21 protein-coding genes and 1 riboswitch are annotated in these 24,565 nt (G+C 54.6%); of the genes, 12 read left to right on the top strand and 9 right to left on the bottom strand.

The genetic code is table 11. The annotated features are described in order from the left end of the window. The first annotated feature begins 16 nt into the window (after positions 1-16). From GF617_RS14540 to bioD, 3 genes are all read left to right on the top strand, one after another. Positions 17-922 (top strand): LysR family transcriptional regulator, encoded by a 906-nt coding sequence (locus GF617_RS14540; RefSeq protein ID WP_181623380.1) that lies wholly within the window; start codon positions 17-19, stop codon positions 920-922. 121 nt (positions 923-1,043) lie between these two features. Further along, the gene (gene mlc / locus GF617_RS14535) at positions 1,044-2,264 is read left to right on the top strand and encodes a sugar metabolism global transcriptional regulator Mlc (protein WP_181623381.1); all 1,221 of its coding nucleotides are present in this window, start codon (positions 1,044-1,046) and stop codon (positions 2,262-2,264) included. A gap of 132 nt (positions 2,265-2,396) precedes the next feature. After that, on the top strand, positions 2,397-3,092 hold the full coding sequence (bioD, locus tag GF617_RS14530) for a dethiobiotin synthase (protein WP_181623382.1): 696 nt from the start codon (positions 2,397-2,399) through the stop codon (positions 3,090-3,092). Here bioD and clcB read toward each other — a convergent pair. The 6 genes from clcB to GF617_RS14500 all read right to left on the bottom strand — a co-directional run bounded on the left by clcB (position 3,027) and on the right by GF617_RS14500 (position 8,824). Further along, positions 3,027-4,337: a voltage-gated ClC-type chloride channel ClcB gene (clcB, locus tag GF617_RS14525; RefSeq protein WP_203451970.1), complete on the bottom strand. Its 1,311-nt coding sequence runs from the start codon at positions 4,335-4,337 to the stop codon at positions 3,027-3,029. The two genes, bioD and clcB, sit on opposite strands and share 66 nt — an antisense overlap. Positions 4,338-4,450: 113 nt before the next feature. Beyond that, entirely contained in the window at positions 4,451-5,599 is a 1,149-nt protein-coding gene (gene osmV / locus GF617_RS14520) for an osmoprotectant ABC transporter ATP-binding protein OsmV (protein WP_203451969.1), read from the bottom strand. After that, complete coding sequence (gene osmW, locus GF617_RS14515) at positions 5,599-6,246, bottom strand: osmoprotectant ABC transporter permease OsmW (protein WP_181623385.1); 648 nt, start codon at positions 6,244-6,246, stop codon at positions 5,599-5,601. The genes osmV and osmW overlap by 1 nt, the downstream gene beginning before the upstream one ends. Before the next feature lie 9 nt (positions 6,247-6,255). Continuing rightward, complete coding sequence (osmX, locus tag GF617_RS14510; RefSeq protein ID WP_181623386.1) at positions 6,256-7,155, bottom strand: osmoprotectant ABC transporter substrate-binding protein OsmX; 900 nt, start codon at positions 7,153-7,155, stop codon at positions 6,256-6,258. An 18-nt stretch (positions 7,156-7,173) separates the two neighbouring features. Then, on the bottom strand, positions 7,174-7,884 hold the full coding sequence (osmY, locus tag GF617_RS14505; RefSeq protein WP_181623387.1) for an osmoprotectant ABC transporter permease OsmY: 711 nt from the start codon (positions 7,882-7,884) through the stop codon (positions 7,174-7,176). A gap of 316 nt (positions 7,885-8,200) precedes the next feature. Further along, on the bottom strand, positions 8,201-8,824 hold the full coding sequence (locus tag GF617_RS14500; RefSeq protein ID WP_181623388.1) for a glutathione S-transferase family protein: 624 nt from the start codon (positions 8,822-8,824) through the stop codon (positions 8,201-8,203). 197 nt (positions 8,825-9,021) lie between these two features. On the opposite strand from GF617_RS14500, the gene GF617_RS14495 reads away from it, so the two are divergent. The 8 genes from GF617_RS14495 to atzF all read left to right on the top strand — a co-directional run bounded on the left by GF617_RS14495 (position 9,022) and on the right by atzF (position 19,214). Continuing rightward, on the top strand, positions 9,022-9,303 hold the full coding sequence (locus GF617_RS14495) for a hypothetical protein (protein WP_181623389.1): 282 nt from the start codon (positions 9,022-9,024) through the stop codon (positions 9,301-9,303). 173 nt (positions 9,304-9,476) lie between these two features. Continuing rightward, a riboswitch (guanidine-I (ykkC/yxkD leader) is annotated at positions 9,477-9,575 on the top strand. A 57-nt stretch (positions 9,576-9,632) separates the two neighbouring features. After that, a complete protein-coding gene (locus GF617_RS14490) occupies positions 9,633-10,691 on the top strand; it encodes a putative urea ABC transporter substrate-binding protein (RefSeq protein ID WP_181623390.1) in 1,059 nt (352 codons plus the stop codon). Between the two features lie 18 nt (positions 10,692-10,709). Next, positions 10,710-11,525, top strand: a complete 816-nt coding sequence (locus GF617_RS14485) for an ABC transporter permease (RefSeq protein WP_181623391.1) — start codon at positions 10,710-10,712, stop codon at positions 11,523-11,525. Then, positions 11,522-12,298, top strand: coding sequence for an ABC transporter ATP-binding protein (locus tag GF617_RS14480; protein ID WP_203451968.1), 777 nt, complete (start codon positions 11,522-11,524; stop codon positions 12,296-12,298). The genes GF617_RS14485 and GF617_RS14480 overlap by 4 nt, the downstream gene beginning before the upstream one ends. A gap of 4 nt (positions 12,299-12,302) precedes the next feature. After that, positions 12,303-13,022 (top strand): urea amidolyase associated protein UAAP1, encoded by a 720-nt coding sequence (locus GF617_RS14475; RefSeq protein WP_203451967.1) that lies wholly within the window; start codon positions 12,303-12,305, stop codon positions 13,020-13,022. Between the two features lie 8 nt (positions 13,023-13,030). Further along, on the top strand, positions 13,031-13,666 hold the full coding sequence (locus GF617_RS14470; RefSeq protein WP_375290335.1) for an urea amidolyase associated protein UAAP2: 636 nt from the start codon (positions 13,031-13,033) through the stop codon (positions 13,664-13,666). A gap of 158 nt (positions 13,667-13,824) precedes the next feature. Beyond that, positions 13,825-17,427, top strand: a complete 3,603-nt coding sequence (gene uca, locus GF617_RS14465) for an urea carboxylase (RefSeq protein WP_203451966.1) — start codon at positions 13,825-13,827, stop codon at positions 17,425-17,427. Further along, positions 17,424-19,214 (top strand): allophanate hydrolase, encoded by a 1,791-nt coding sequence (atzF, locus tag GF617_RS14460; RefSeq protein WP_181623395.1) that lies wholly within the window; start codon positions 17,424-17,426, stop codon positions 19,212-19,214. The genes uca and atzF overlap by 4 nt, the downstream gene beginning before the upstream one ends. Before the next feature lie 40 nt (positions 19,215-19,254). On the opposite strand, the gene dmsD is transcribed toward atzF, so the two are convergent. From dmsD to GF617_RS14445, 3 genes are all read right to left on the bottom strand, one after another. After that, positions 19,255-19,869 carry a Tat proofreading chaperone DmsD gene (gene dmsD / locus GF617_RS14455; RefSeq protein ID WP_181623396.1) on the bottom strand — a complete coding sequence of 205 codons (615 nt, stop codon included), beginning with the start codon at positions 19,867-19,869 and terminating at the stop codon, positions 19,255-19,257. A 77-nt stretch (positions 19,870-19,946) separates the two neighbouring features. Beyond that, positions 19,947-22,385 (bottom strand): selenate/tellurate reductase subunit YnfE, encoded by a 2,439-nt coding sequence (ynfE, locus tag GF617_RS14450; protein ID WP_203451965.1) that lies wholly within the window; start codon positions 22,383-22,385, stop codon positions 19,947-19,949. A 148-nt stretch (positions 22,386-22,533) separates the two neighbouring features. Further along, positions 22,534-22,824, bottom strand: coding sequence for a DUF1161 domain-containing protein (locus GF617_RS14445; RefSeq protein WP_181623398.1), 291 nt, complete (start codon positions 22,822-22,824; stop codon positions 22,534-22,536). A 321-nt stretch (positions 22,825-23,145) separates the two neighbouring features. Here GF617_RS14445 and GF617_RS14440 point away from each other — a divergent pair, with 321 nt between their 5' ends. Then, positions 23,146-24,522, top strand: coding sequence for a hypothetical protein (locus GF617_RS14440; RefSeq protein ID WP_203451964.1), 1,377 nt, complete (start codon positions 23,146-23,148; stop codon positions 24,520-24,522). The last annotated feature ends 43 nt before the right edge of the window (positions 24,523-24,565 follow it).

Genomic DNA, 24,565 nt, shown 5'->3' with positions numbered 1-24,565 from the left:
ATGATACTTTAAAGATATGAATATCGAGCTGCGTCATTTGCGCTACTTTGTTGCAGTGGCGGAAGAGTTACATTTTGGCCGGGCTGCGGCGCGCCTGAATATTTCACAACCCCCGCTGAGCCAGCAAATTCAGATCCTGGAACAACAGGTGGGGGCGCGTTTACTTGCGCGAACCAACCGTAGCGTCAGCCTGACGGCGGCGGGAAAACAGTTTCTTGCCGATAGCCGACAGATCCTGGGCATGGTGGAAGAGGCGGCGGCGCGAGCAGAGCGGCTCTACCTGGGGGAAACCGGTGAACTGCGGATTGGGTTTACCTCATCTGCCCCCTTTATCAGCGCGGTTTCTGAAACGCTCTCCTCGTTTCGGCGTGATTTCCCTGATGTGCATATTCAGACCCGTGAAATAAACACTCGTGAGCAGATCGCGCCGCTAAACGAGGGGGCGCTGGACCTCGGGTTGATGCGTAATACGCAACTGCCGGAGACGCTAACGTGGCAGGTTATCTTGCGTGAACCGCTAATGGCGATGATCCCACACGATCATCCGCTGGCCTCTCACCCGGTAGTCACGCTGGCGGAACTGGCGCAGGAGCCGTTTGTCTTTTTTGACCCGCAGGTGGGAACCGGATTATATGACGACATTCTTGGCATGATGCGTCGCTATGGTCTGTCTCCGGTGATTACGCAAGAGGTCGGGGAGGCGATGACCATTATCGGCCTGGTGGCTGCGGGTCTTGGCGTTTCAATTCTTCCGGCCTCTTTTCAGCGGGTGCAATTACGCGAAATGCGCTGGGTATCTATCAAAGAAAAAGATGCAGTGTCTGAGATGTGGCTGGTGTGGTCAAAACATCGGGAACAGAGTCATGCGGCACAGCGTTTCAAAACGCAGTTGATGACAGCCGCTCGTGGGCGTTATTTATAGGGAAAAGTGGGTAAAAATGTGCGGTAAATCACATGGCTAAGTAAATATTTGACGACTGCCTGTGAAGTGCTTCACCATAGTCCACAGTTTATTTCGAAGCTCGAAAATAAGGGAGTACGAGGTGGTTGCTGATAGTCAGCCAGGGCATATTGATCAGATCAAGCAGACAAATGCGGGTGCGGTTTATCGCCTGATTGATCAGCTTGGTCCGGTTTCGCGTATCGATCTTTCGCGCCTGGCACAACTGGCGCCTGCCAGTATTACCAAGATTGTTCGCGAAATGCTGGAAGCGCACCTGGTTCAGGAAACGGAAATTCAGGAGCCGGGCAGCCGTGGCCGTCCGGCGGTGGGTCTGGTTGTCGAAACAGAAGCGTGGCACTACCTGTCGCTACGGATCAGCCGTGGGGAAATTTTTCTCGCATTGCGGGATCTGAGCAGCAAACTGGTGGTTGAAGACCGTCTGGAACTGCCACTTGATGCAGAGCAACCTCTCCTGGAGTCTATTCTCTCCCATATCGATCACTTCTTTATTCGCCATCAACAACGGCTTGAACGCTTAACAGCAATAGCTATCACCATGCCGGGTATTATTGACACTGAGAATGGCATTGTGCACCGAATGCCGTTTTACGATGGCGTCAAAGAGATGCCTTTGGGTGATGTACTGGAAAATCATACTGGTGTGCCGGTCTATATTCAGCATGATATCAGTGCCTGGACGATGGCGGAGGCGCTGTTTGGCGCATCGCGCGGTGCGCGGGACGTGATTCAGGTTGTCATTGATCACAACGTAGGCGCCGGGGTGATTACGGATGGTCGTTTGCTTCATGCTGGCAGCAGCAGCCTGGTGGAGATCGGCCATACTCAGGTCGATCCTTATGGTAAACGCTGCTACTGCGGGAATCATGGCTGCCTGGAAACCATCGCCAGTGTTGAAAGTGTGCTCGAACTGGCACAGGTACGGCTCAGTCAGTCGATGAGTTCCACGCTGCATGGCCAACCGCTAACGGTTGATTCCCTGTGTGCGGCGGCAAAGCAGGGCGATCTGCTGGCCAAAGACATCATTACGGGTGTCGGTAACAACGTTGGGCGTATCCTCGCTATCATGGTGAATTTGTTTAATCCTCAAAAAATTCTGATAGGTTCGCCGCTCAGCCAGGCTGCCGATATCCTGTTTCCGGCGATCTCAGATTGTATCCGCCAACAGTCGCTTCCCGCCTACAGCAAGAACATCGTGGTAGAAAGCACCCAGTTTTCCAACCAGGGAACCATGGCAGGCGCTGCGCTGGTGAAAGATGCAATGTATAACGGATCATTACTGATTCGCTTGTTGCAGGGTTAACTCTTTTCCACAGATGTAAGAAATCTTGCGCTATCTCAAGCCGGGTGGCGCATCCATACTTTAGACTTCCCCCACTGAATTATTTACTTGGTTTATATTTTCAAAGCATATACCCAAGAGGTGGAGTGAGTGATGCTTAAGCGTTTCTTTGTAACGGGTACTGATACTTCTGTCGGGAAAACCGTTGTATCCCGCGCGTTGCTGCAAGCCCTGGCGGCCAGCGGTAAACGTGTTGCAGGGTACAAACCCGTCGCAAAAGGCAGTAAAGAGACGCCAGAAGGCCTGCGCAATAAAGACGCGCTGGTTCTGCAAAGCGTCTCGACCCTGGAATTACCGTATCACGCGGTTAATCCCATTGCGTTAAGCGAAGATGAAAGTAGCGTGGCGCACAGTGGCCTGATTAATTACACCCTGTTGTCGAATGGTCTCGCTCACCTGAGTGAGAAGGTTGATCACGTTGTGGTCGAAGGGACGGGGGGCTGGCGTAGCCTGATGAACGACTTACGCCCATTGTCGGAATGGGTTGTGCAGGAACAACTGCCGGTCGTTATGGTTGTAGGCATCCAGGAAGGGTGCATCAACCACGCGCTGCTGACGGCACAGGCTATCGCCAATGACGGTTTGCCGTTAATTGGTTGGGTGGCAAACCGTATCAACCCTGGTCTGGCGCATTACGCTGAAATTATCGACGTATTGAGCAAAAAACTGCCGGGACCGCTGGTGGGTGAACTGCCTTATTTGCCACGTGCAGAGCAGCGTGATTTAGCGCAGTACATCGATCTCTCGGTGTTCGGCGACATGCTCTCCGTAGATCGAGTCGTGGCGTAACGTTCTCGACAACACGGATGCCACCACACAGGCAACCAGCAAACCGGGCAGTAAAAAATACTGCCCGGTCATTTCACAGACCATCAGTGCCGACATGATCGGTGCGTGCGTTGTGGCAGCCAGCAATGTTGCCATTCCTGCCAGCCCCAGTAAAATCCCTGCTTCCGGAACCGGGAACCACAATGACACAATCTGAGCAAACAACATTCCCGTCGCCATACCCACAAACAGTGTCGGCGTAAACACGCCGCCCGGTGCGCCCGAGCCGCTACTGGCAAGGACGGCCAGCAGCTTACAGATAAAAACCCCTGCTATAACTGACAACAGCGGTGGAGCGAGAAGAAATGCCTGGACAACGCTGTAACCGTTCCCCCAGACCCTCGGTGTCAGCAGAGAAAGCAGCCCCACGATTAACCCGCCAAGTGCGAGTTGCCACGGCGGGGAGAGTTTGAGGCGCAGAAACAGCGAATGGCTAAATGCCATCAACCCCATCAGAAGTGGACCACATACACCGGCTAACAGTCCCGTCCCGACGATCAGGGCATAATCCAGAGCGTTAAGCGTTTCACTAAGATGGACCTCATAAAGCGTACTGGCGCCAGGGCTGAGCAGTCGTGTCGTTAGCAGGGCTACCACCGCGGTAATCACTACCGGACCCAGTGACGCCAGCATCAGTGTGCCAAACAGAATTTCCGCAATAAACAGGCTTCCGGCTAACGGTGCATGGTAAGCGCTGGCCATACCGGCCGCTGCGCCGCAGGCAATCCAGAGTTTCCATTCTGATTTGGGCGTAAAGCGCTGAGCAAAAAAAGAGGCCGCAAGCGCGGCAAGCAGGATCATTGCCCCTTCCCGGCCTATGGCACTCCCACTGGCTACCACCAGCAGTGACGCGAGGGATTTTACCAGGCAAGCCCCGTAGTCAAACTGTCCGTCGCCCGTATCGATCGCTTCTATATAATCGGTGGGGGCATGAGGGCGTTGCGAAGTCAGTCGTTGCCAGCCCCAGAGCAATATTCCCGCAGCCAGCCCGCCCAGGGCAGGTGTTAACATGCGTCGCCAGGGGGAAAGCTGACTGGCGGCATTGACCAGGCTGCCGCTTTCATTACTGAGAAATAACCACTCAAGCAGATACATGGCATGGCGAAACAGGGCGACGGCCAGTGCCGCCAGCACGCCAGTCAACGTGGCAATCAGGAGCCTGCGAAACATCGCGCGGATGTCAGGGTAAGCATGAAGACGCTGCATAGGTCGCAATTAAACAGGGAAGATACAATATTGTGAGGTGAAAACGCGGGGTTAGCAAAAGGTATGCGTGCGAAAAGGCCGGGCAGGGGCATGGCCACTACCCGGAATGACGGTTAACTGTCGCTATGAATGTTCAGTGCCCGTCGTGTACGGCCGGAACTCAGGTATTCCGCAATGTAATCCTGCGAAATTTCGCCGTTATAGCGCCCGTCCTCGTCAACAATCGGCATCCAGTTGGTGTTGCTCTCATAAAGACGTGAAAGCACCACGCGCAGGTTGTCTTCGGCTTTACCGGTCATACGGAACGGATGAAGAATATCAGCACATGAACCACCCGTGTTACGCGCCTCACGGCGTTTGACAAAGCCCAGCGGCTTGCCGCGATCATCGACCACGGTGATCGCCCGAATATCGTGGTCATCCATGGTGACGAATGCCTCTGAAAGCGAAGTGGTTTCGCGCACCGTAATCGTAGGCTGTTGATCGGTGACATCGCCCGCGGAAACCAGCAACAGGCGTTTCAGCGTCCGGTCCTGGCCGACAAATGAACCGACAAATTCGTTGGCAGGTTTAGCCAGCAGCTCATCCGGGCTGGCACATTGCACAATCCGTCCCTGACGGAAGATGGCAATACGGTCGCCCAGCTTCAGCGCTTCGTCAATATCATGGCTCACCAGCATTACGGTCTTTTTCAGTTGGCGCTGCATCTCAAGAAACTGGTTCTGGATCACTTCACGGTTAATTGGGTCAACCGCGCCAAAGGGTTCATCCATCAGCAATACCGGCGGATCGGCAGCCAGAGCGCGGATCACGCCGATACGTTGCTGTTGTCCGCCGGACATTTCGCGCGGGTAACGGTTGAGAAACTTATGCGGATCCATCGCCACCATATCCATCAGCTCTTCGGCACGGGTTTTACAGCGGGTTTTATCCCAGCCCAGCATGCGAGGCACAACAGTAATGTTCTCTTCAATGGTCATGTTTGGAAACAGGCCAATCTGCTGGATCACGTAACCAATGTTTCGGCGAAGCGTCACGGTATCCATCGCGCTGGTGTCTTCCCCGTTAATCAGGATGGTTCCGCTACTCGGCGTAATCAGGCGGTTAATCATCTTCAGTGTGGTGGTTTTACCGCAACCGGATGGGCCAAGTAGCACGCACATTTCCCCTTCGGGAACGTTCAGATTAACGTTGTCCACGGCCTTAAGCATCTGGCCCTGTTTCTGTGAAAATTGCTTGGTGAGGTTTTCCAGTTTTATCATTATCGAATCCCCTTTGGAGTCAGTACGACCTGCAAACGATGCAGCAACCAGTCGAGCACAATCGCTAAAAGACAGATCATCAGTGCGCCCGCAATCAACATACGGATGTCACTGCCGCCAATACCATTAAGCAGCAGCAAACCCAGCCCGCCCGCGCCGATAACGGCGGCAATTGCCATTACCCCGATGTTCATCACCACAGCGGTACGGATACCGCCGAAAATGACCGGCAGTGCCATCGGGATTTCGACCCAACGCAGTCGCTGCCAGAAGGTCATGCCAATGCCGCGTCCTGCTTCACGCAGGCCTGGCGGCAGATTGTCCAGCGCGGTATGGGTGTTACGCACGATAGGCAGTAGCGAGTAGAGAAATACTGCAGTGATGGCGGGCAGAGCTCCGATGCCCTGACCGATCAGCGAAAAGAGTGGGATCATTAAGCCAAACAGCGCAATGGAGGGAATGGTCAGCACAATGGTGGCGATCCCCAGTACCGGTGTCGCCAGCCATTTGTGGCGAACAATCAAAATCCCCAGCGGTACACCGATGACAATGGCCAGCCCGACGGCGAGCGCCACCAGCCACAGATGTTGCATCGTCAGCGTTAACAGATAACCCCAGTTATCAAAAATGTAGTGAACGGTCTCCATAGCGCCTCCTTACAGCAGCTGTTTGCTACGCAGGAAATCACGGGCGACCTGCTGCGGTGACTGATGATCAATGTCCACCTTCTTGTTCAGTTCGGTGATGACATCGTTGTTTAACTGGCTGGAGAGCGTGTTTAGCGCCTCTTCGAGGCCCGGGTTCGCCTCCAGCGTGTCCTGACGGACAACCGGGGTGACGGCATAGCTCGGGAAGAACCCTTTATCATCTTCCAGCACTTTCAGATCGAAGCCTTTCACCCGTCCATCGGTGGTGTAGATAAGCCCGGCATCGACAAAGCCATCCCGCACTGCGTTATAGACCAGTCCGGGGTCCATCTGGCGAATCTGCGGGCGGTCCAGCGTCATATCGTAGGCCTTTTGCAGTGGCGTCATCCCGTCACTACGGCCGGCAAACTCAAGGTCAAGCCCCAGTAACCAGTTGTTGTCTGGATCGGTTTTGCGGATCTGCTCAATCTTTGCCACCATCTCCGACATGGTGTTGATGTGCTCTGCTTCAGCGCGTTTACGCTGCATGGCGAAGGCATACGTGTTGTTCATGTCAGCGGGTTTGAGCCACACCAGACCGTGTTTCGCATCCAGGCGTTTCACTGTCTCGTAGGACTCCTGCGGCGACATGCGTTTAGTGATGTGGTTAAAGATAATCAACGATGTACCGGTATATTCCCAGGTCATATCAATCTGCTTATTGATCATCGCATTACGGGAGATCACCGTCGCAATGTTGGTCTGCGGTTGAACCTGGAAACCTCTCTTTTGCAGATACTGCACGGTCATGGCCGACAGGATGTGCTGCTCGGTAAAGCTCTTGGTCGCCAGAATTAGCGGGGCGGCCAGTGCCTGGCTGGTGAACAGCGCAGCGGCAAGCAGTGCCGTCAGGGCTGAAAACAGTCTCATAGAAGCTCCTTATTATTGTTATTGCGCGAGATGTGGGCTCATCAGGCGGCCGAGAGCGGCCAGCAACGTATCCAGAATCAGGGCGAACAACGCAGTGGCCGACGCGCCCAGAATCAGCGTCGGGAAATCATTCAGGTAGATTCCGGGGAAAATCAGCTCGCCGTAACTGCTGGCCCCAATCAGGAAAGCCAGCGGAGCTGTACCCACGTTGATGGCGGTGGCAATGCGGATCCCGGAAAGCATCACTGGCCAGGCGTTGGGAATTTCGACTTGTCGCAGGCGTTGCCATTTTGTCATCCCGATCCCGTTAGCCGCTTCCAGGAGTGACGCGGGTACGGAACACAGCCCGGCATAGGTGTTGCGGACGATGGGCAGAAGGGATGCAAGGAACAGAGCAATGATTGCGGGCTTATCGCCAATCCCAAGCACCACCATCGCCAGGGCGAGTACGGCCAGCGGCGGAAGCGTATTGCCCACATTAAAGATCTGCATTATGTATTCGGCACTTCCTCTCGCAGCAGGACGGCTCAACAGGATCCCGCCAGGAATACCAATGAGTAACGCAAAGAACATCGACGAGAAAACCAGAATCAGGTGCTGTTGTCCCAGGTAGAGGAGGTCCACCTGACGTGCTTTGATTGTCTCGAACCCAATGCCCCAGATGAGGATGGCGAGGATCACGACGAGAGTGCTGATAAAAAGCAGCGTACGTTTAAGTAACGGGTGCATTGCGGTGTGTCTCCCTGTGCGCATGCGTTATAGCAACCACGGGTTGCCTGTTGTTATGCCATGTTTCGGCAGGGGTATACGACCTATAGCAAGTGATTGGGAAGGGTTCCAGAGAAGGAGATAAATCAGTAACCCTATGAAATAAGCGGAAACATCAGGTTAAGCCTTATGGCATAAGGGCTGAAAGGAGGGCAGACAGAATAGTCCTAAACACACCTTTGATAAGTGACGCTGTCACATGGAACAAGAACACCCGCACTCACAGAGTGCGGGTGTTGGGGATAAAATAGCGTGCTGTTTCGATGGTATGGGGGAGTTACACCATTCCGTTGTTCCCGTGACGAAGAAATGCCGGCCGCAGGTTCAGGCGAGCAAACCATGCATCAATTGCAGGTACGTCCGGATGGTCAAAGGGGGTCATTTTCCAGCGGTTCACCGATAACCCCAGCACAACGTCCGCCAGAGTAAAAGCATCGCCCGCAGCCCATGCGCCTGTTCGCTGGAGCTGTTGTTCTACAATACCGATGCAGTGATTCCACTCTTTAATGCCGGCAGCAATGGCATTTTGATCGTTATAGTCCGGGTTCTTGCGTGCCAGGGCCGGGAAAACATAACGCCAGGCGTTGTTAAATTCAGTTGCTTGCCAGTCCATCCAGTGTTCGACGTTTGCGCAGGCCTGCGGCTCCGAGGGTAACAGGTCGTAGCGTCCGGCCTTGCGTGCCAGATAACGGCAAATTGAATTGGACTCCCACAGCACAAATTCATCGTCAATCAGCACCGGAACCATCGCATTGGGGTTCATGGCGCGGAATTCATCGGTCTGGGTTGAGGCAAAACCGCTGCCGTAGTCCTCCTGTCTATACTCAAGACCTGCTTCTTCGCAGGTCCAGAGCACTTTGCGAACGTTTATGGAGGTTGTTTTGCCGAGAATCGTGAGCATTGCGCAGTTGTCCTTTGGGCGGATTAATTGTTTAAAAACAATACACCAGCGTTATATAAAGGGTGTATAAAATTTGTTGTGGTTGTTGTCACCAGGCGCAAAAACCACCATTTGCCTGATAGCAGGCGTTCTCTCACGAGAATCAGTACAGGAAAAACGTAAAGTGAGTCCGGATATTCATTAAACAGGAGCCGAAAATGACTAACCTCGCGCGTACTGCGCCAAACAATACCACGGGCGTTTTTACGCTTCAGAATTACAAGGATAAGGGATATCGCATCCACTGCAATCTTGATCAGGTTAAAGCGCTGACGGGGGTTGAGGCAAAGCCAGAACATCGCCATTTCTTCACCCACTCTCGTGGTTATGTCTATCTTTCAAAACCTTACCCAACCGTTGAGGCAGGCAAAGATGCGGCTATCAGGTTCTTTACCCTGATAACGGGGGTTCAGGTTTACTGGGATCCTGATAAGAAATAATGCCGCTGGGCTGTGTGACCAGAGCACCGTAATGGTGCAGTGCGTTGTGTCTGCTCACCAAAACAGGGATAACGTGGACGCATGAGTGCTTAACTGACTCATAAATAACGATTTAAAAACTGGCACAGCCATTGCAAAAACAAATGCGAAGGGCAGTGCACCACACAATATGAACAATAGCTGGCTAGGGTTCCGGTTCACTTCGGTGAATGGCTGGTCCAAGAGCTGGCGACCTCTGAGAGGTTACACGGCGGGACAAAAACCCGGGAGACAGCAGCACCAGACGGTGTCGCGCTGCCCCCTAATTTTGTGCCACTCAGAGGTCAAGAATGAAGAAAACGCCATTACTCCGCTCTCTTGTGCTGTCGCTGGCGATGCTGGTCAGTCTCCCAACCTTTGCCGCAGTGAAAAAAGAGTTCAATGTTTGCTGGACGATCTACGCCGGATGGATGCCCTGGGGCACAATCAGCAGTAGCAAAATCATTGATAAGTGGGCCGATAAATACGGCATCAAAATCAATGTTGTTCAGCTCAACGACTATATCGAATCGATCAACCAGTATACCGCCGGCCAGTTCGATGGCTGCACCATGACCAACATGGATGCACTGACTATTCCGGCCGCTGGCGGTGTGGACACCACGGCGCTTATCCTCGGAAGTTACTCGGAGGGCAATGACGGCGTAGTCATGAAAGGTGAGGGCAAAACCCTCAACGACCTTAAAGGGATGAAGGTTTACCTGCCTGAACTGTCGGTCTCTCATTATCTGCTGGTACGTGGGCTTGAAAAAGCCGGTCTGGCAGAGAAAGATGTCACTGTCGTCAACACCTCGGATGCGGATATTGTCTCTGCTTTTGCCACACCGGGCGTACAGGCCGCGGTTGCCTGGAACCCGCAACTCTCCGTCATCAAAGGCACACCAAAAACCACTGAAGTCTTCAGTTCATCGCAGGTTCCGGGTGAGCTTATCGACATGATGGTGGTCAACACGGACACCCTGAAAGATAACCCGGCGCTGGGCAAAGCACTGACAGGCGCATGGTACGAGATGATGGGGCTGATGAAAGCCCAGGATGCGAACGCACTGAATTCGATGGCGGCTGCATCCGGAACCGATCTCGCCGGATATCAGGCCCAGTTGAAAACGACCCACCTTTTTTACACCCCGGCGGATAACCTGGCGTTTGTTGGCTCGGCCGAGCTGGCAAAAACCATGCAGCGTGTTGCGTCATTCTCCTTTGAGAAAGGGTTGCTCGGTGACGGTGCGCAGAGTGCAGATTTCATTGGTATGACCTTCCCCGGCAATGTCACGCAGGGCGATGCCAATAACGTGAAGCTGCGCTTTGATGACAGTTTCGTGAAACTGGCCGCTGCCGGCAAGCTGTGATGAGTGACGGAGTTTGCCATGCGACAGATTAACCGTCATCCCACTTCCGGCATGCGTTTGATGCTTGTGATGTTGCCGTTTGTTTTGCTGTTGGCCGCCTATTTTCTCGGCTCGGCAGTGCGACTGGAAGCTAACCCGCAGGACAAATTGCTCCCAGGCCTGCAACAGATGCTGGATGCAATATCACGGATGGCGTTTTCCCCGGATAAACGTAGCGGCGAGTATCTGTTCTGGGTTGATACCCTGGTGAGCCTCGCCCGGTTGCTGACCGGGCTGGCCATCGCCTCGTTGATCGGCCTGTGCATAGGGGTTGCCGCTGGGGTATTTCCGCTGTGGCGAGCTTCACTTTCGCCACTGATGACGGTGCTGTCGATGATCCCGCCGCTGGCGATTTTACCGGTGCTGTTTATCGTCTTTGGGCTGGATGAACTGTCGAAAGTGATGCTCATCGTTATTGGCATCACACCGATGCTGGCCCGGGATCTTGAACACCGCGCCTGTGAAATCCCGCCGGAGATCCTGATCAAAGCGCAGACGCTGGGAGCAAATAGCTGGACGTTGGTGCTACGGGTCGTGTTACCGCAGTTACTGTCACGGCTACTGACATCCCTGCGCCTGTTACTGGGTTCGGCGTGGTTATTCCTGATCTCGGCAGAGGCTATCTCATCCACTGCAGGTCTGGGTTATCGCATTTTCCTCGTGCGTCGTTATATGGCGATGGATGTCATTATTCCCTATGTCCTGTGGATCACGCTGCTGGCGTGGCTGATGGATTTGGCACTGCGTCAGTTACACAAAACCTGTTTCCCCTGGGCGGAAGGAGGTAAGGCATGAGCTTTATCACCATCAACAATATCTGGCAGGAGTACGGCGACCATGTGGTGCTCGAACACCTGAACTTGCAGGTTAAAGAAGGCGAGTTCTGTTCAATGGTTGGCGCGTCCGGTTGTGGAAAATCCACCTTCCTGCGCCTGTTGCTCGGTCAGGAAGCGCCCAGCCGTGGCACGATTACGCTTGATGGCAAACCGCTCATTGCTGAGCCGGACAGCAGCCGTGGCGTGGTGTTTCAGCGCTACTCGGTTTTCCCGCATCTCAGCGTGCTGGATAACGTCACCATGGGGCTTGAATTGCCGCAATCACCGTTATGTGGACGGCTATTTGGGGCGAAAAAACGGGCCGCGCGTGAACGTGCAACGGAGATGCTGGAAAAGGTTGGGCTTGGTCAGGCGCTTGATAAATACCCGGCCCAACTCTCTGGCGGTATGCAACAGCGTTTAGCGATTGCTCAGGCCTTCATTATGCAGCCGCGCGTTTTATTGCTTGATGAACCCTTTGGCGCGCTCGACCCTGGCATTCGTAAAGACATGCATGCCCTGCTGCTGCAACTGTGGGGCGAAACCCGCATGACCGTCTTTATGGTAACCCACGATCTGTCGGAGGGGTTCAACCTCGGTACGCGTCTTCTGGTGTTCGACAAAGTGCGGCTTGATCCACATGCTCCGAACGCCTATGGCGCGCGCATCACTTACGACATTCCGCTCAATGAGACGCGACTCTCTTCGCTGAGCGGTACGGCTCCCGATAACGTCTATGCATTAAGGAGTTAATCCTGTGAATATCACCTCAACCCTTCTTCGTGAAGAGAGACTGCCCGGTGGCGGCCATTTCTCGTGCGTGCTTAAACGCGGGCAAATCCTGCGGATGACCGACATTGAAGGCGGGGCAAATGTCAGCCTGATCATGCTCAACGCCCACGAAAAAAGTGAGCGTCTCAACCTGCCCGATACGCTGAAAGGGCAGCATACGGCACGCCTGACTGCCGGGCACTGCTTCTATTCTGATATGGGCCGGGTTCTGACTGGTATCACCGCCGATACCAGCGGCTGGCACGATCCCTTCGGTGGCGTACTGAATGCGGCTGAAGTGGCTGAAAAATACGGACAGGGGCGTTATCAGGAACGGCGCAATGGTTTTTTCCGCAACGGGACGGACAACCTGCTGGTGGAGATGGGCAAGTGGGATCTCAATCTCGAAGATCTGCTGATGGTCGTTAACTTCTTCAGCAAAGTGACGGTGGATGACGACGGACAGTTCAGCTTCCACCCGGGTCATTCCCAGCCTGGTTGTCATGTTGACCTGTTTGCACCCATGGATGTGCTGGTGGTGATGACCGCGCTACAACACCCCATGGACCCGTCGGCAGAATATGCGCCGCGCCCGGTACAGCTGAGCTGGTGGCAGGTGCAAGACGAAGAATCGGCCATTCGCGCACTTCTGACGCGTCCGGAAAACGAACGCGCTATCACCAATACGCAACTTTTCGCCCTCTGAGGAGACTGATGATGACCGTTGCCAGCGAAAAACACGCGCACCATGCCAGCTTTCGCCATGTGATCCCGGCGGGCGAGCCTTACATGTTTGACGTGAAAAAAGGGCAGACCCTGCGCCTGCTCGATCTGGAGGGCAACCAGGCGGTGGATACCCTTTTCTATCATGCCGATAACCCGCGCGAACGCTATGATCCCCAGCGAACGCTGCGCCGTCAAAATAACGCGTACCTCACCCATGGTAGCGTGCTGTATTCCAATCTGGGCAATCCGTTGTTGACTATCGTCGCCGATACTTGCGGACGCCACGATACGCTTGGCGGGGCATGCGCACAGGAAAGCAATACCGTGCGTTATGCCCTCGACAAACGTCATATGCACAGCTGTCGCGATAACTTCCTCTGCGCCTGTCTGCACGATGGTCGCCTGCAAAAGCGCGATATTGGGGCGAACATCAATTTCTTTATGAACGTCCCTGTGACACCACAAGGCGGGCTGACGTTTGAGGATGGGATCTCCGCGCCGGGGAAATATGTTGAGCTTCGCGCAGAGTGCAACGTCATTGTGCTGATCTCTAACTGCCCACAGCTGAATAACCCCTGCAATGGCTGGGAACCGACGCCTGCCGAGGTGCTGGTATGGAACTGACTCCAACGCCAACTCGCTGGCAGCGTCTGCGCCAGATAATCTACCGACTCTTTGATGTTCGCGCCGGGCGCATTCTGCTGTAAACGCGTTTTCCCCATGGACGACCATGCGGTGAGCCGACTATCGGCGGGACGACCCGCCACGATTGAGTCTGACCTATGTTGACGAAACTCCTGATTGCAAACCGTGGGGCCATTGCCTGTCGCATTCTGCGTACACTGCGCGCCATGAACATAGGCGGCGTGGCCGTCTATTCTGAGGCGGATATCAGCAGTCTGCATATTCGCGAAGCAGACGACGCCATTAGTCTCGGTGATGGTCCTGCGGCCAATACCTATCTGGTGACTGAAAAAATTATCGCCGCCGCTAAAGCCAGCGGTGCGCAGGCTATCCATCCGGGTTATGGATTCCTCTCTGAAAATGCCGCATTTGCCGAAGCCTGTGAAGCTGCCGGGATTGCGTTTGTTGGCCCAACGGCGGAACAACTCCGTGTCTTCGGCCTGAAACATACCGCCCGTGCGCTGGCAAAAACCCACGGCGTCCCCCTGCTGGAAGGGACGGAGTTACTGGCGGACGTGGATGAGGCCCTGTGCGCTGCCGATGAGGTTGGCTACCCGGTTATGCTGAAAAGCACGGCGGGCGGGGGCGGCATCGGTATGCGTGTCTGCTACAACGCCGCTGAACTCAATGACGCATTTGACGCGGTGGTCCGGCTGGGTAAAAACAATTTCAGCGATGCGGGCGTGTTTATCGAAAAATACATTGAGCGTGCGCGCCACCTGGAAGTCCAGCTATTTGGTGACGGTAACGGAGAGGTGATTGCCCTCGGCGTGCGTGACTGCTCGGTACAGCGTCGCAACCAGAAAGTGCTGGAAGAGACACCCGCACCAAACCTGCCTGAGGGTATGGAACGCGCATTATGTGAAGCGGCGATCGCGCTGGGGAAAGCCGTAAACTATCGCAGTGCCGGCACGGTTGAATTCGTTTATGACAGCGATGCCGCGCGTTTTTACTTCCTTGAAGTCAACACCCGTTTGCAGGTTGAACATGGTGTGACCGAGCAGGTGTGGGGCGTAGATCTGGTACGCTGGATGATTACCCTCGCAGCCGGAACGTTGCCGCCGCTGGCCTCTCTGCGTGAAAACCTCAACCCCGTCGGGCATGCGATTCAGGCGCGGGTGTACGCAGAAGATCCCGGACGCCAGTTTCAGCCCTCTCCTGGCCTGCTGACCGATGTGGCGTTCCCGGAGGACGATCGGCAAACGTTGCGTATCGACACCTGGGTTGAATCGGGTTGTGACGTCCCGCCATTTTTTGATCCCATGCTGGCGAAAATTATTGCCTGGCAGCCTACCCGCGAAGCCGCTATTCACGCCCTGGATGCGGCTCTCGGTAACACGCGCCTCTACGGTGTGGAAACCAACCGCCGTTACCTGCAACAGATTTTAACCTTCGCGCCATTTACCCGTGGTGAACCCTGGACACGGTGTCTGGAAGGACTTGCCTATCAGGCTTCCACGCTGGACGTGCTGAGTGCCGGGACACAAACGACAGTGCAGGATTATCCAGGGCGCGTAGGGTATTGGGCGGTAGGCGTTCCCCCCTCCGGCCCCATGGACAACCAGGCATTACGCCTCGGTAACCGTCTGCTGGGCAATGACGAGCAGGCCGCTGCGCTGGAGATCACCCTCAGCGGCCCGACGTTAAAATTTAACTGCGATGCTCAACTGGTGGTGACCGGGGCAGAGATTGCACTCATGCTGGACGGTGAGCCACTGGTCAATAATCGTGTGATTCGCGTCCATGCCGGAATGACGTTACGCATGGGGGAGATCCTCGGCGAGGGTGTTCGCAGCTACCTGTGCCTGCGCGGGGGATTCTGCGTACCGGATTATCTGGGCAGCAAAAGTACCTTTACACTGGGTCAGTTTGGCGGACACGCCGGGCGAGCATTGCGCACTGGTGATGTGCTGCATGTGTTGCCGTTAACGTCGCCAGCCCCTGACGCTGAGTTACCTGCTTCTCTGCACACTGTGCTCGCGCCAGTCCGCACGTTAAGGGTGATTTATGGCCCACATGGTGCGCCGGAATACTTTACGCCTGGGTATATGGCGACCTTCTTCGCCACTGACTGGGAAGTGCATTTCAATTCAAGTCGCACAGGCGTACGCCTGATCGGGCCGAAACCTGAGTGGGTACGCGACAGTGGCGGCGAAGCGGGTTTGCATCCGTCGAATATTCATGACAATCCGTATGCCATCGGTGCAGTGGATTTTACCGGCGATATGCCGGTGATCCTCGGCCCGGATGGCCCGAGTCTGGGAGGATTTGTCTGCCCGGTCACCGTCATTGAGGCTGACTTGCATGTGGTCGGACAACTGAAAGCGGGCGATAAAGTGCGTTTTGTTCCTGTAGATATGATGACGGCCCGGCGGCTTGCACAGGCGCAGGAGGCGCAAATCGCCAGCCTGCATCCACATGAGATCTCCTGGCAACCGACTGAGCTGATATCGCCTGTTGTGTTGACGTGCGGTCAGGCGGATAAACGCCTGGTCGCGCGACTTTCTGGCGACACACACCTGCTGCTGGAAATAGGTGAACCGGAACTGGACCTGGTGTTGCGCTTTCGCGCGCATGCTCTGATGCAGGCCCTGGAAGGCCATGCGCTTGAAGGGGTTATTGATTTAACACCGGGGATCCGTTCACTACAAATCCACTATCAGCCGGATGTGATGAGCCTCGCGCAACTGCTGGAGGCGATCACCGTGCTGTGGCAGGGTGTCTGTGAGCGTGAGGATCTGGATGTGCCGTCGCGTGTGATCTGGCTGCCGCTGTCATGGGATGATCCTGCATGCCAGAAAGCGATTGATAAATACATGACGACAGTGCGTCGCGACGCGCCGTGGTGTCCGAGCAATCTGGAGTTTATCCGCCGTATTAACGACCTGGCGAATGTCGATGAGGTTTACAAAACGGTCTTTGACGCCCGCTATCTGGTGATGGGCCTGGGCGACGTTTATCTGGGTGCGCCGGTGGCAACGCCGCTCGATCCGCGCCACCGTCTGGTTACCACCAAGTACAACCCGGCGCGCACCTGGACGGCGGAAAACTCGGTCGGTATCGGCGGAGCCTATCTCTGTGTTTACGGCATGGAGGGGCCGGGGGGATACCAGTTTGTTGGACGAACGCTGCAAATGTGGAATCGCTACCGCGCGGTGGCCGATTTTAACGGCAAACCCTGGTTGCTACGTTTCTTCGATCAGATCCGTTTTTATCCCGTTTCTGCTGATGAACTGTTGACCATTCGCCGCGACTTCCCGCTGGGTCGCTATCCGCTTCGCATCGAGCACACCACCCTGAAACTGGCCGACTACCAGCAGTTCCTTGCTGATGAGGCGCAGAGCATCGAAGCGTATCGCACTCATCAACAGAGCGCATTTGACGCTGAGCGTGAACGCTGGATCGCCAGCGGTCAGGCCCATTTTGACAGTACCGATGTGCTCACAGATGAGGGGGAAGACGCGCCGTTGCAGGCAGGCCAGACAGGGATCGACAGTCCCGTTTCGGGCAATTTGTGGCAGGTGAACGTTGTGCCTGGCAGCCAGGTACGGGAGGGCGATGTACTGGTGGTGCTGGAGTCGATGAAGATGGAGATCCCGTTGCTTGCTGCCCGTGATGGCGTGGTAAGCCAGGTGCGCGTGCAGCCAGGCTCGTCGGTGCGTGCAGGGCAGTGTGTCGTGGTTATGGAGAAAACAGTATGAGGCATCCGTTTGATTTACGTCTTGACGTGCTGGCGCTGGCATACCGTGAAGGCCGTGTCACTCCGCGTGAAGTGATTGCCACATTACGCGAACGGGCGCTGGCGCTGAACCCGGAATTTAATGCTTTTATTCATATCCTGACGGCGGATGAACTGGAACCTTATCTGGCTGCGCTCGACGATGTGCAACCCGCGTCTTTACCGCTGTACGGTGTGCCGTTTGCCATCAAAGATAATATTGATCTTGCGGGCATCAACACGACAGCAGCCTGTCCAGCATATGCATATACAGCGGAGCAGGATGCGACCATCGTTGCTCAACTGATTGCTCTGGGGGCAATACCGCTCGGCAAAACCAATCTCGACCAGTTCGCCACCGGGCTCAACGGCACGCGCTCGCCGTATGGGGCATGTCGTAACAGCATACTTGCGGATTATCCGTCAGGCGGTTCCAGTGCAGGTTCGTCACTGGCTGTGGCGTTAGGCCTGGCCAGTTTCTCACTCGGTACTGATACTGCCGGGAGCGGACGCGTTCCGGCTTCCTTAAACAACCTGGTTGGCCTGAAAGCAACCAAAGGGTTAATTTCGACAGCCGGCGTGATTCCGGCCTGCCGCACGCTGGACTGCGTGACCTTCTTCACGACCACAGCAGCAGAAGCAAGCCAGCTTTTGTCGCTAACGGCGGTGAACGACCCGCGCGACGAGTACAGCCGAACGAACCCAGCGTGGAATGGCCCGCAGGCATTTGGTATACCCGAACCGGGTTTTCGTTTCGGTGTGCCAGAGAGGCCTGAATTTCTTGGCTGTGAGGAAAGCGAAGCGCTCTTTAACGCCGCAAAAGCACGTTTAGTTGCGATGGGAGGCGTACCTGTGGTGATTGATTTTACGCCATTCCTTGCCGCAGCAACGTTATTGTATGACGGCCCGTGGGTCGCTGAGCGCTATCATGTGGCGGGAAAATTGATTGAGCAACAGCCAGATGCTGTTCTGCCGGTAATTCGCGATGTACTCCGCAAAGCGCCAGAAACCGATGCGGTCGCAACGTTTGACGCCCAGTACAGATTACAGGGCTATAAAACGCAGTGTGATGCCATCCTGACCCATCTGGAATGCGTGCTGACACCGACGTATCCTCGCCCGGTCACGCTCGCAGAACTGGCGGATGAGCCGGTGAAACGTAACGCTGATCTGGGGTTTTATACCAATTTTATGAATCTGCTCGATTACGCCGCAGTTGCTGTACCTGCGGGGGTAATGGTGAGCGGATTACCCTCCGGTGTGACCCTGTTTGGCCGGGCATTCACAGACCAATATTTGCTGAGCCTGGCTGATGCCTTGCAGCGACATCAGACGTTTGCGTTGCCCGGTGGCAGAGACGTGTCCAGCGTCGCCCCCGAATCGGTTGCCAGCCACGACCGAATGCCGATTGTGGTTTGTGGTGCGCATCTTGATGGGCTGCCGCTGAATGTTCAGTTGCGCCAGCGTGGCGCAACGCTGCGGGAGGAAACCCGAAGTGCGCCGCATTATCGCCTTTATGCGCTGGCAGACGGTAAACGGCCGGGCATGGTTCGCGACACGGAGCTGGGCGCAGCCATCGCTGTTGAAGTGTGGGAACTGCCGCACAGCGAAGTGGGATCATTCCTGGGTGGAATTCCTGCGCCGCTGGGGCTGGGTAAAGTGGAGCTGGAGGATGGTCGCTGGTTAACGGGCTTTATCTGTGAGGCGTACGGGTTACAAGGCGCGCAGGACATTACTGATTTCGGCGGATGGCGGGCATGGCTCGCCTGATATGAGAGGGCAGCCAGTGGATGACACTGGCTGCATGCCATTAACGGTAAAGCGGCTTTTCTGCGACCGGGATCAGCAGCGCGGATTGCCAGTCTGCCAGCGTCAATTGCGCGAGTTTCCCGAGCACCGTGTAGAACGGGTGTCCGGCCTTGTCGACAAAGACGGAAAGGAAACGGGTGCTCCACGGTAACAGATGCCAGGCCAGAAGCTGGTCTCGTTCGGTATTACGGTCGTTCTCAGAAAGCCATGCCGCCAGCATCAGCAATGTGCCGAAGTGATCTTCCGGCTCATTTTGCTGCATTTCAAACGCAATGCTGTTTTCACGCATCCACTGGCGTAATGCGAGTGTCGATTCGCCGAATAAAACCGACTCACGATCCAGCCAGACGGAACCCCAGGGAGGGGCAGGCAATGCCCACGGTCCCACAAACAGTCGCTGCCAGGCTTCAGGCAATGTCTCATCGGCCGGAGTGTTCAGGGTTTCGGCGAGCGGGGTGATGACCTCTTTTGGAAGCGGCCAGTCCTGAACCCAGTCGGTATGGGTAAGGGCGGACACCAGGGGGGCAGCCTGCGCACTGTCAGGCGCAAAATAGAACAGTGCACCCAGAACCCGGGCGCTAAAGGCGAACGCCTCGCGTTGCGATACTTCATTCATAACAACATTCCTTGCTTCCGCGCAGGTGGCCCCGCGCGGAGAGTTCACTTGATTTGACCAGTATAACGCGAACCGGCTTAAGCCTTCTCGATCTGTACCAGATTCGTGTGTTGCGGGTTGCCCTTCGCCAGGGGAGAAGGACGATGTGTGGTCAGGGTATTGATACAGGCGCCATGGTCAATGCGATCGCCCTTCATGTTGGCGTCGTGCCATGCGCCCTGGCCCATTGCGCTTACGCCAGGCATGATGCGAGGGGTAACTTTTGCCGAAATACGCACTTCACCGCGATCGTTAAAGACGCGGACCATGTCGCCGTTTTTGATTCCTCGCTGCCCGGCATCCACCGGATTAAGCCACACTTCCTGACGGCAGGCCGCCTGAAGCACATCAATATTGCCGTAGCTGGAATGGGTGCGGGCCTTGAAATGGAAACCAAACAACTGTAGTGGGAATGTACTGCGTTCCGGTGCATCCCAGCCTTCAAACGTGGAAGCGTAAACCGGCAGTGGTGTAATGGATTCATCTTTTGCCAGCTCCCAGGATGCCGCGATTTTCGCAAGCTTGCTGGAGTAAATCTCAATCTTGCCTGACGGCGTTTTGAGTGGATTTGCCTGCGGATCGTCGCGGAATTTTTTATAGGCCACAAAGTGTCCCGCCGGATCTTTGCGCTTATAAATCCCCATCTCTTTCAGTGCGTCGTAGAAGGGCAATTGGGGATCTTTTTCAAGCATTTTGGCGTACAGATACTGTAGCCACTGTGCCTGAGTGCGCCCTTCGGTGAACTGCTGATGAATATCCGGGCCGAGCCGTTTCGCCACTTCGCTCATGATCCAGTAAATCGGTTTGCGCTCAAACTTCGGTGCGGTGACAGGCTGCAGGAAGATCAGATACCCCATGTTGCCAGCATAATCGTTCGGGATGATGTCTTCTTGTTCCACGGTCATCAGGTCGGGCAGCACAAGGTCGGCGTATTTCGCGGATGAGGTCATGAAATTGTCGATGACCACAATCATTTCGCATTTGCGCTCATCCTGCAAAATGTCGTGGGTTTTGTTGATGTCCGAATGCTGGTTAATGATGGTGTTACCGGCATAGTTCCAGATGAACTTGATCGGTACATCAAGCTTATCTTTTCCGCGAACGCCATCGCGCAATGCCGTCATTTCCGGGCCGCGCGCAATGGCGTCGGTCCAGCTAAAACAGGAGATCTGGGTTTTCACCGGGTTATCCGGCAGCGGCATTCGCTCAATGGTGATGGTATAGGTTGATTCTCGTGCCCCACTGTTTCCGCCGTTGATCCCTACGTTGCCTGTCAGAATGGGTAGCATGGCGATAGCGCGCGAGGTTTGTTCGCCGTTGGCCTGACGTTGTGGCCCCCAGCCCTGGCAGATATAGGCGGGTTTTGCCGTCCCAATTTCGCGTGCAAGTTTAATGATGCGCTCGGCAGGGATACCCGTAATACGCGAAGCCCACTCCGGGGTTTTGGCGGTAGCATCGTCACCCTGGCCCAGAATGTAGGCTTTATAGTGACCGTTGGCAGGCGCACCTTCCGGCAGCGTTTTCTCGTCATAACCTACGCAGTAGGTATCCAGGAAAGACTGGTCGACCAAATTTTCGTCAATCAAAACCCATGCAATCCCGGCCACCAGCGCGGCATCAGTGCCTGGACGTATAGGGACCCACTCATCCTCGCGTCCGGCTGCGGTGTCGGTATAACGAGGATCGATCACGATCATTCGCGCATTTGAGCGCTCGCGTGCCTGTTCAAGATAGTAGGTGATCCCGCCGCCGCTCATGCGTGTTTCCGCAGGGTTATTTCCGAACATCACCACCAGCTTGCTGTTCTCAATATCGGAGGTACTGTTCCCGGCATTTGTGCCGTAGGTGTACGGCATGGCGCAGGCGATTTGTGCAGTGCTGTACGTGCCATAGTGGCTAAGAAAGCCGCCGTAGCAGTTCATCAGACGTGCGACCAGTGAGGCATACGGAGAGGAGCGCGTAATGTTGCCACCGACAATGCCGGAGGAGTAGTTAATGTAAACGGCTTCGTTACCGTAGGTTTCCACCACGCCTCTCAGGCTGGTAGTCAGGGTATTCAGCGCTTCATCCCAACTGATGCGCTCGAATTTTCCTTCTCCACGTTTGCCAACGCGTTTCATGGGGTAGTTAAGACGATCCGGATGATTAATACGGCGGCGGATGGAACGTCCTCGCAGGCAGGCGCGTACCTGGTGATCGCCATAGATATCGTCGCCAGTATTATCGGTCTCAACCCAGTACACTTCGTCATCACGCACGTGTAACCGGAGCGCACAGCGACTCCCGCAGTTTACGGAACAGGCTCCCCAGACGACTTTATCCTCACCGGGGCGGGTAGCATGTTGCACCGCTGCAGCGGCAGTTTTTAGACCAAAGGGGAGAGAAAGGCCACCGGCGGCAAGCGCCAGTGAGCCTATTGCGGTAGATTTGACCAGCGTTCGACGGCTTATCCCGCCGTGGTTGTCTGCCTCGGACATGACTCACTCCATCATTTTGAGTAGGGTTTATTTTTACCCGTTATGACAACCGGGTTAATGATAAAGTGAGTGTTACTTATTTAGGGTTAAAGGATATTAATCCTTATCAAGCTAATGGATATTGCCGGTCTCGGAAAGAATATCCCTGTCACTGAGGTTCACTCGGTGCTTCCTGAGAACCCGACGTTTGAGCATTTCCTGTGCGGGTATATAAAATTTTAAACGTATCACTCGCACAATGCCCAACAACCTGCGCGTCAGGTTGATCGGCCTGGTCGTTCGGAACTATGTTGAGCGTGAAGCCTGCCTCTGGGACGCCATTATTGATAATTTTCTGCTGAATATCACTTTTCACGCGTTCGCAAGAGTCCGGGGCGGCCAGAAGGGCCGGGGAAGCACTCATCAACAGCAGGGCGGTAATCCAGGGTAACCGTTTCATTTGTTGCTCCTTCTCTCTGTGTGTAGGGTAATTTTAGCAGACTTCCTGTAAGTATTTGTTTTTGGTGGCAACATTCTGAATTATCTTAAAAAGAAGAAAAGATCGGGTGGGCAATAATATTTTCTTTTATCTTAAATTTCCGCCGGATGTGTGCGAAATCAAAGCGTGCTCATTCGGAAAACCTATAATCCTCACCTATTGATTAGTCTCTGGTCAGTCAAATCGAGAATACCTGCACTCCACGCATTTCTGTTGTATTGCCATATTGTTGACAATTCCTGTTCAGGACCTTTTCCCGTGGGTTGCAGGATCTCCGCATAAGTGAAGAAAATGAGTACCGATAACAAGCTAATTAGCTTACTTCGTCAATCCTATGGAACGTCTAATCCGCAGGAAGCCGCAACGTTTCTGTCGTCGGCGATTGGCCGCGTGCTGAAGATGGAAAAAGAGGCGCGACGCGCGCACATTACGGAGGCGCTGAAGGGCGTTGACCTCCGTCGGGACGCTGGCGGCGGCATGAACAGTAAGCCGAAGACCGTCTATAAAGACACGAAAGCGACCCAGGAAAAACTGGCAAAACTGGAAGCCACTCTCCAGGAAATGAAGGCGAAATATCACGCCTTGCTTAACGATGGTCCTCAAACGGCTGAAGAGAATACGCGGCTGAAAAACCGCATTGCCGAACTTCAGAAAAGTATCGAAAACCAAAAAAGTCAGCATTTTCAGGAGTTGGCGTTACTGCGACAACACAGCAGTAACGTGGCGAATGCCAGCGAATTGGCCGCGCTTCAGCAGCAGCTTGAAGATTTTCAGGAATTATCGACTCAGCTCAGTGACGAATGTGAACAGCATAAAACCCGTCTGAAGACACTGGAAGCGACCCTTGAAGATAAAACCGCACAGGTGGCACGTCTGAAAAAGGTGATGGCAGAAGTTGCTGCTGGCGATGAGGCTAATGAGACGAACGTGCATCAGTTAGAGCTGGAACGGGCTAACGCACAGGAAGCGCTCGCGGTGGCCAGAAAGCAGAATGAAGAATACAACGATAAACTCCTTGCAACCCTGGATTCGCATCTCGCGGCTAACCATGAAATTGATGAATTAAACGCGAAGCTGGTGGCAGCACTCGATTTCGGCCAGGTGTTTGCCGACGAGGCTGACCACTGGAAAAACGCGCATGACCAGAAATATGCGGATTATGAAGAGCTCCAGCGACGTGCGGAGCAGACGCAAACGGAAGTGCAGAGCAAATATGTTGATGAGCACCAACGGTACAAAGCAGCCAGTCGTAAAATTGACCGCATTATTGAGGAAAAAGACGGTCTACACCGGCAGATAACCCATGTGCGATCGCTGTTGAAATTCGAAGAACAGAAGAGCAGCGATCTGACCCGGCAATTAAGCGCCGCCCGGCTTGAAATGACATCCATGACGGACGATCTCGCTCAGGAAAAGAGGGTGAGTGAGTTGTATGCAAAAAATATCAGAGAGCTGCATGACCAGTTGGCATTGTTGAAGAATCGACCAGTACTTCCGGATTGGTTATTCAGTGGTTCGATGGCGAGTGGCATCTGCTTTGGCCTGCTCTTTTCGTTTAGCGCTGACGTTGCGCCAGCCCAACGCGTGTTACTGGGGGTGTGCAGTGGGGCTGTTGCTTTTACTGTCGCCAGGATAATCACTAAGAAAAATCATCAATGATACCCATCTCAGATCTCTGCCGTATCGACGCAGGGTGATGCTG

This window comes from Lelliottia sp. RWM.1 (assembly GCF_016859735.1).
In the GTDB taxonomy this organism is placed as follows: Bacteria; Pseudomonadota; Gammaproteobacteria; order Enterobacterales; family Enterobacteriaceae; genus Enterobacter.
The sequence above is the reverse complement of the archived record's forward strand: the minus strand, read 5'-3'. Positions and strand labels throughout refer to the sequence as shown.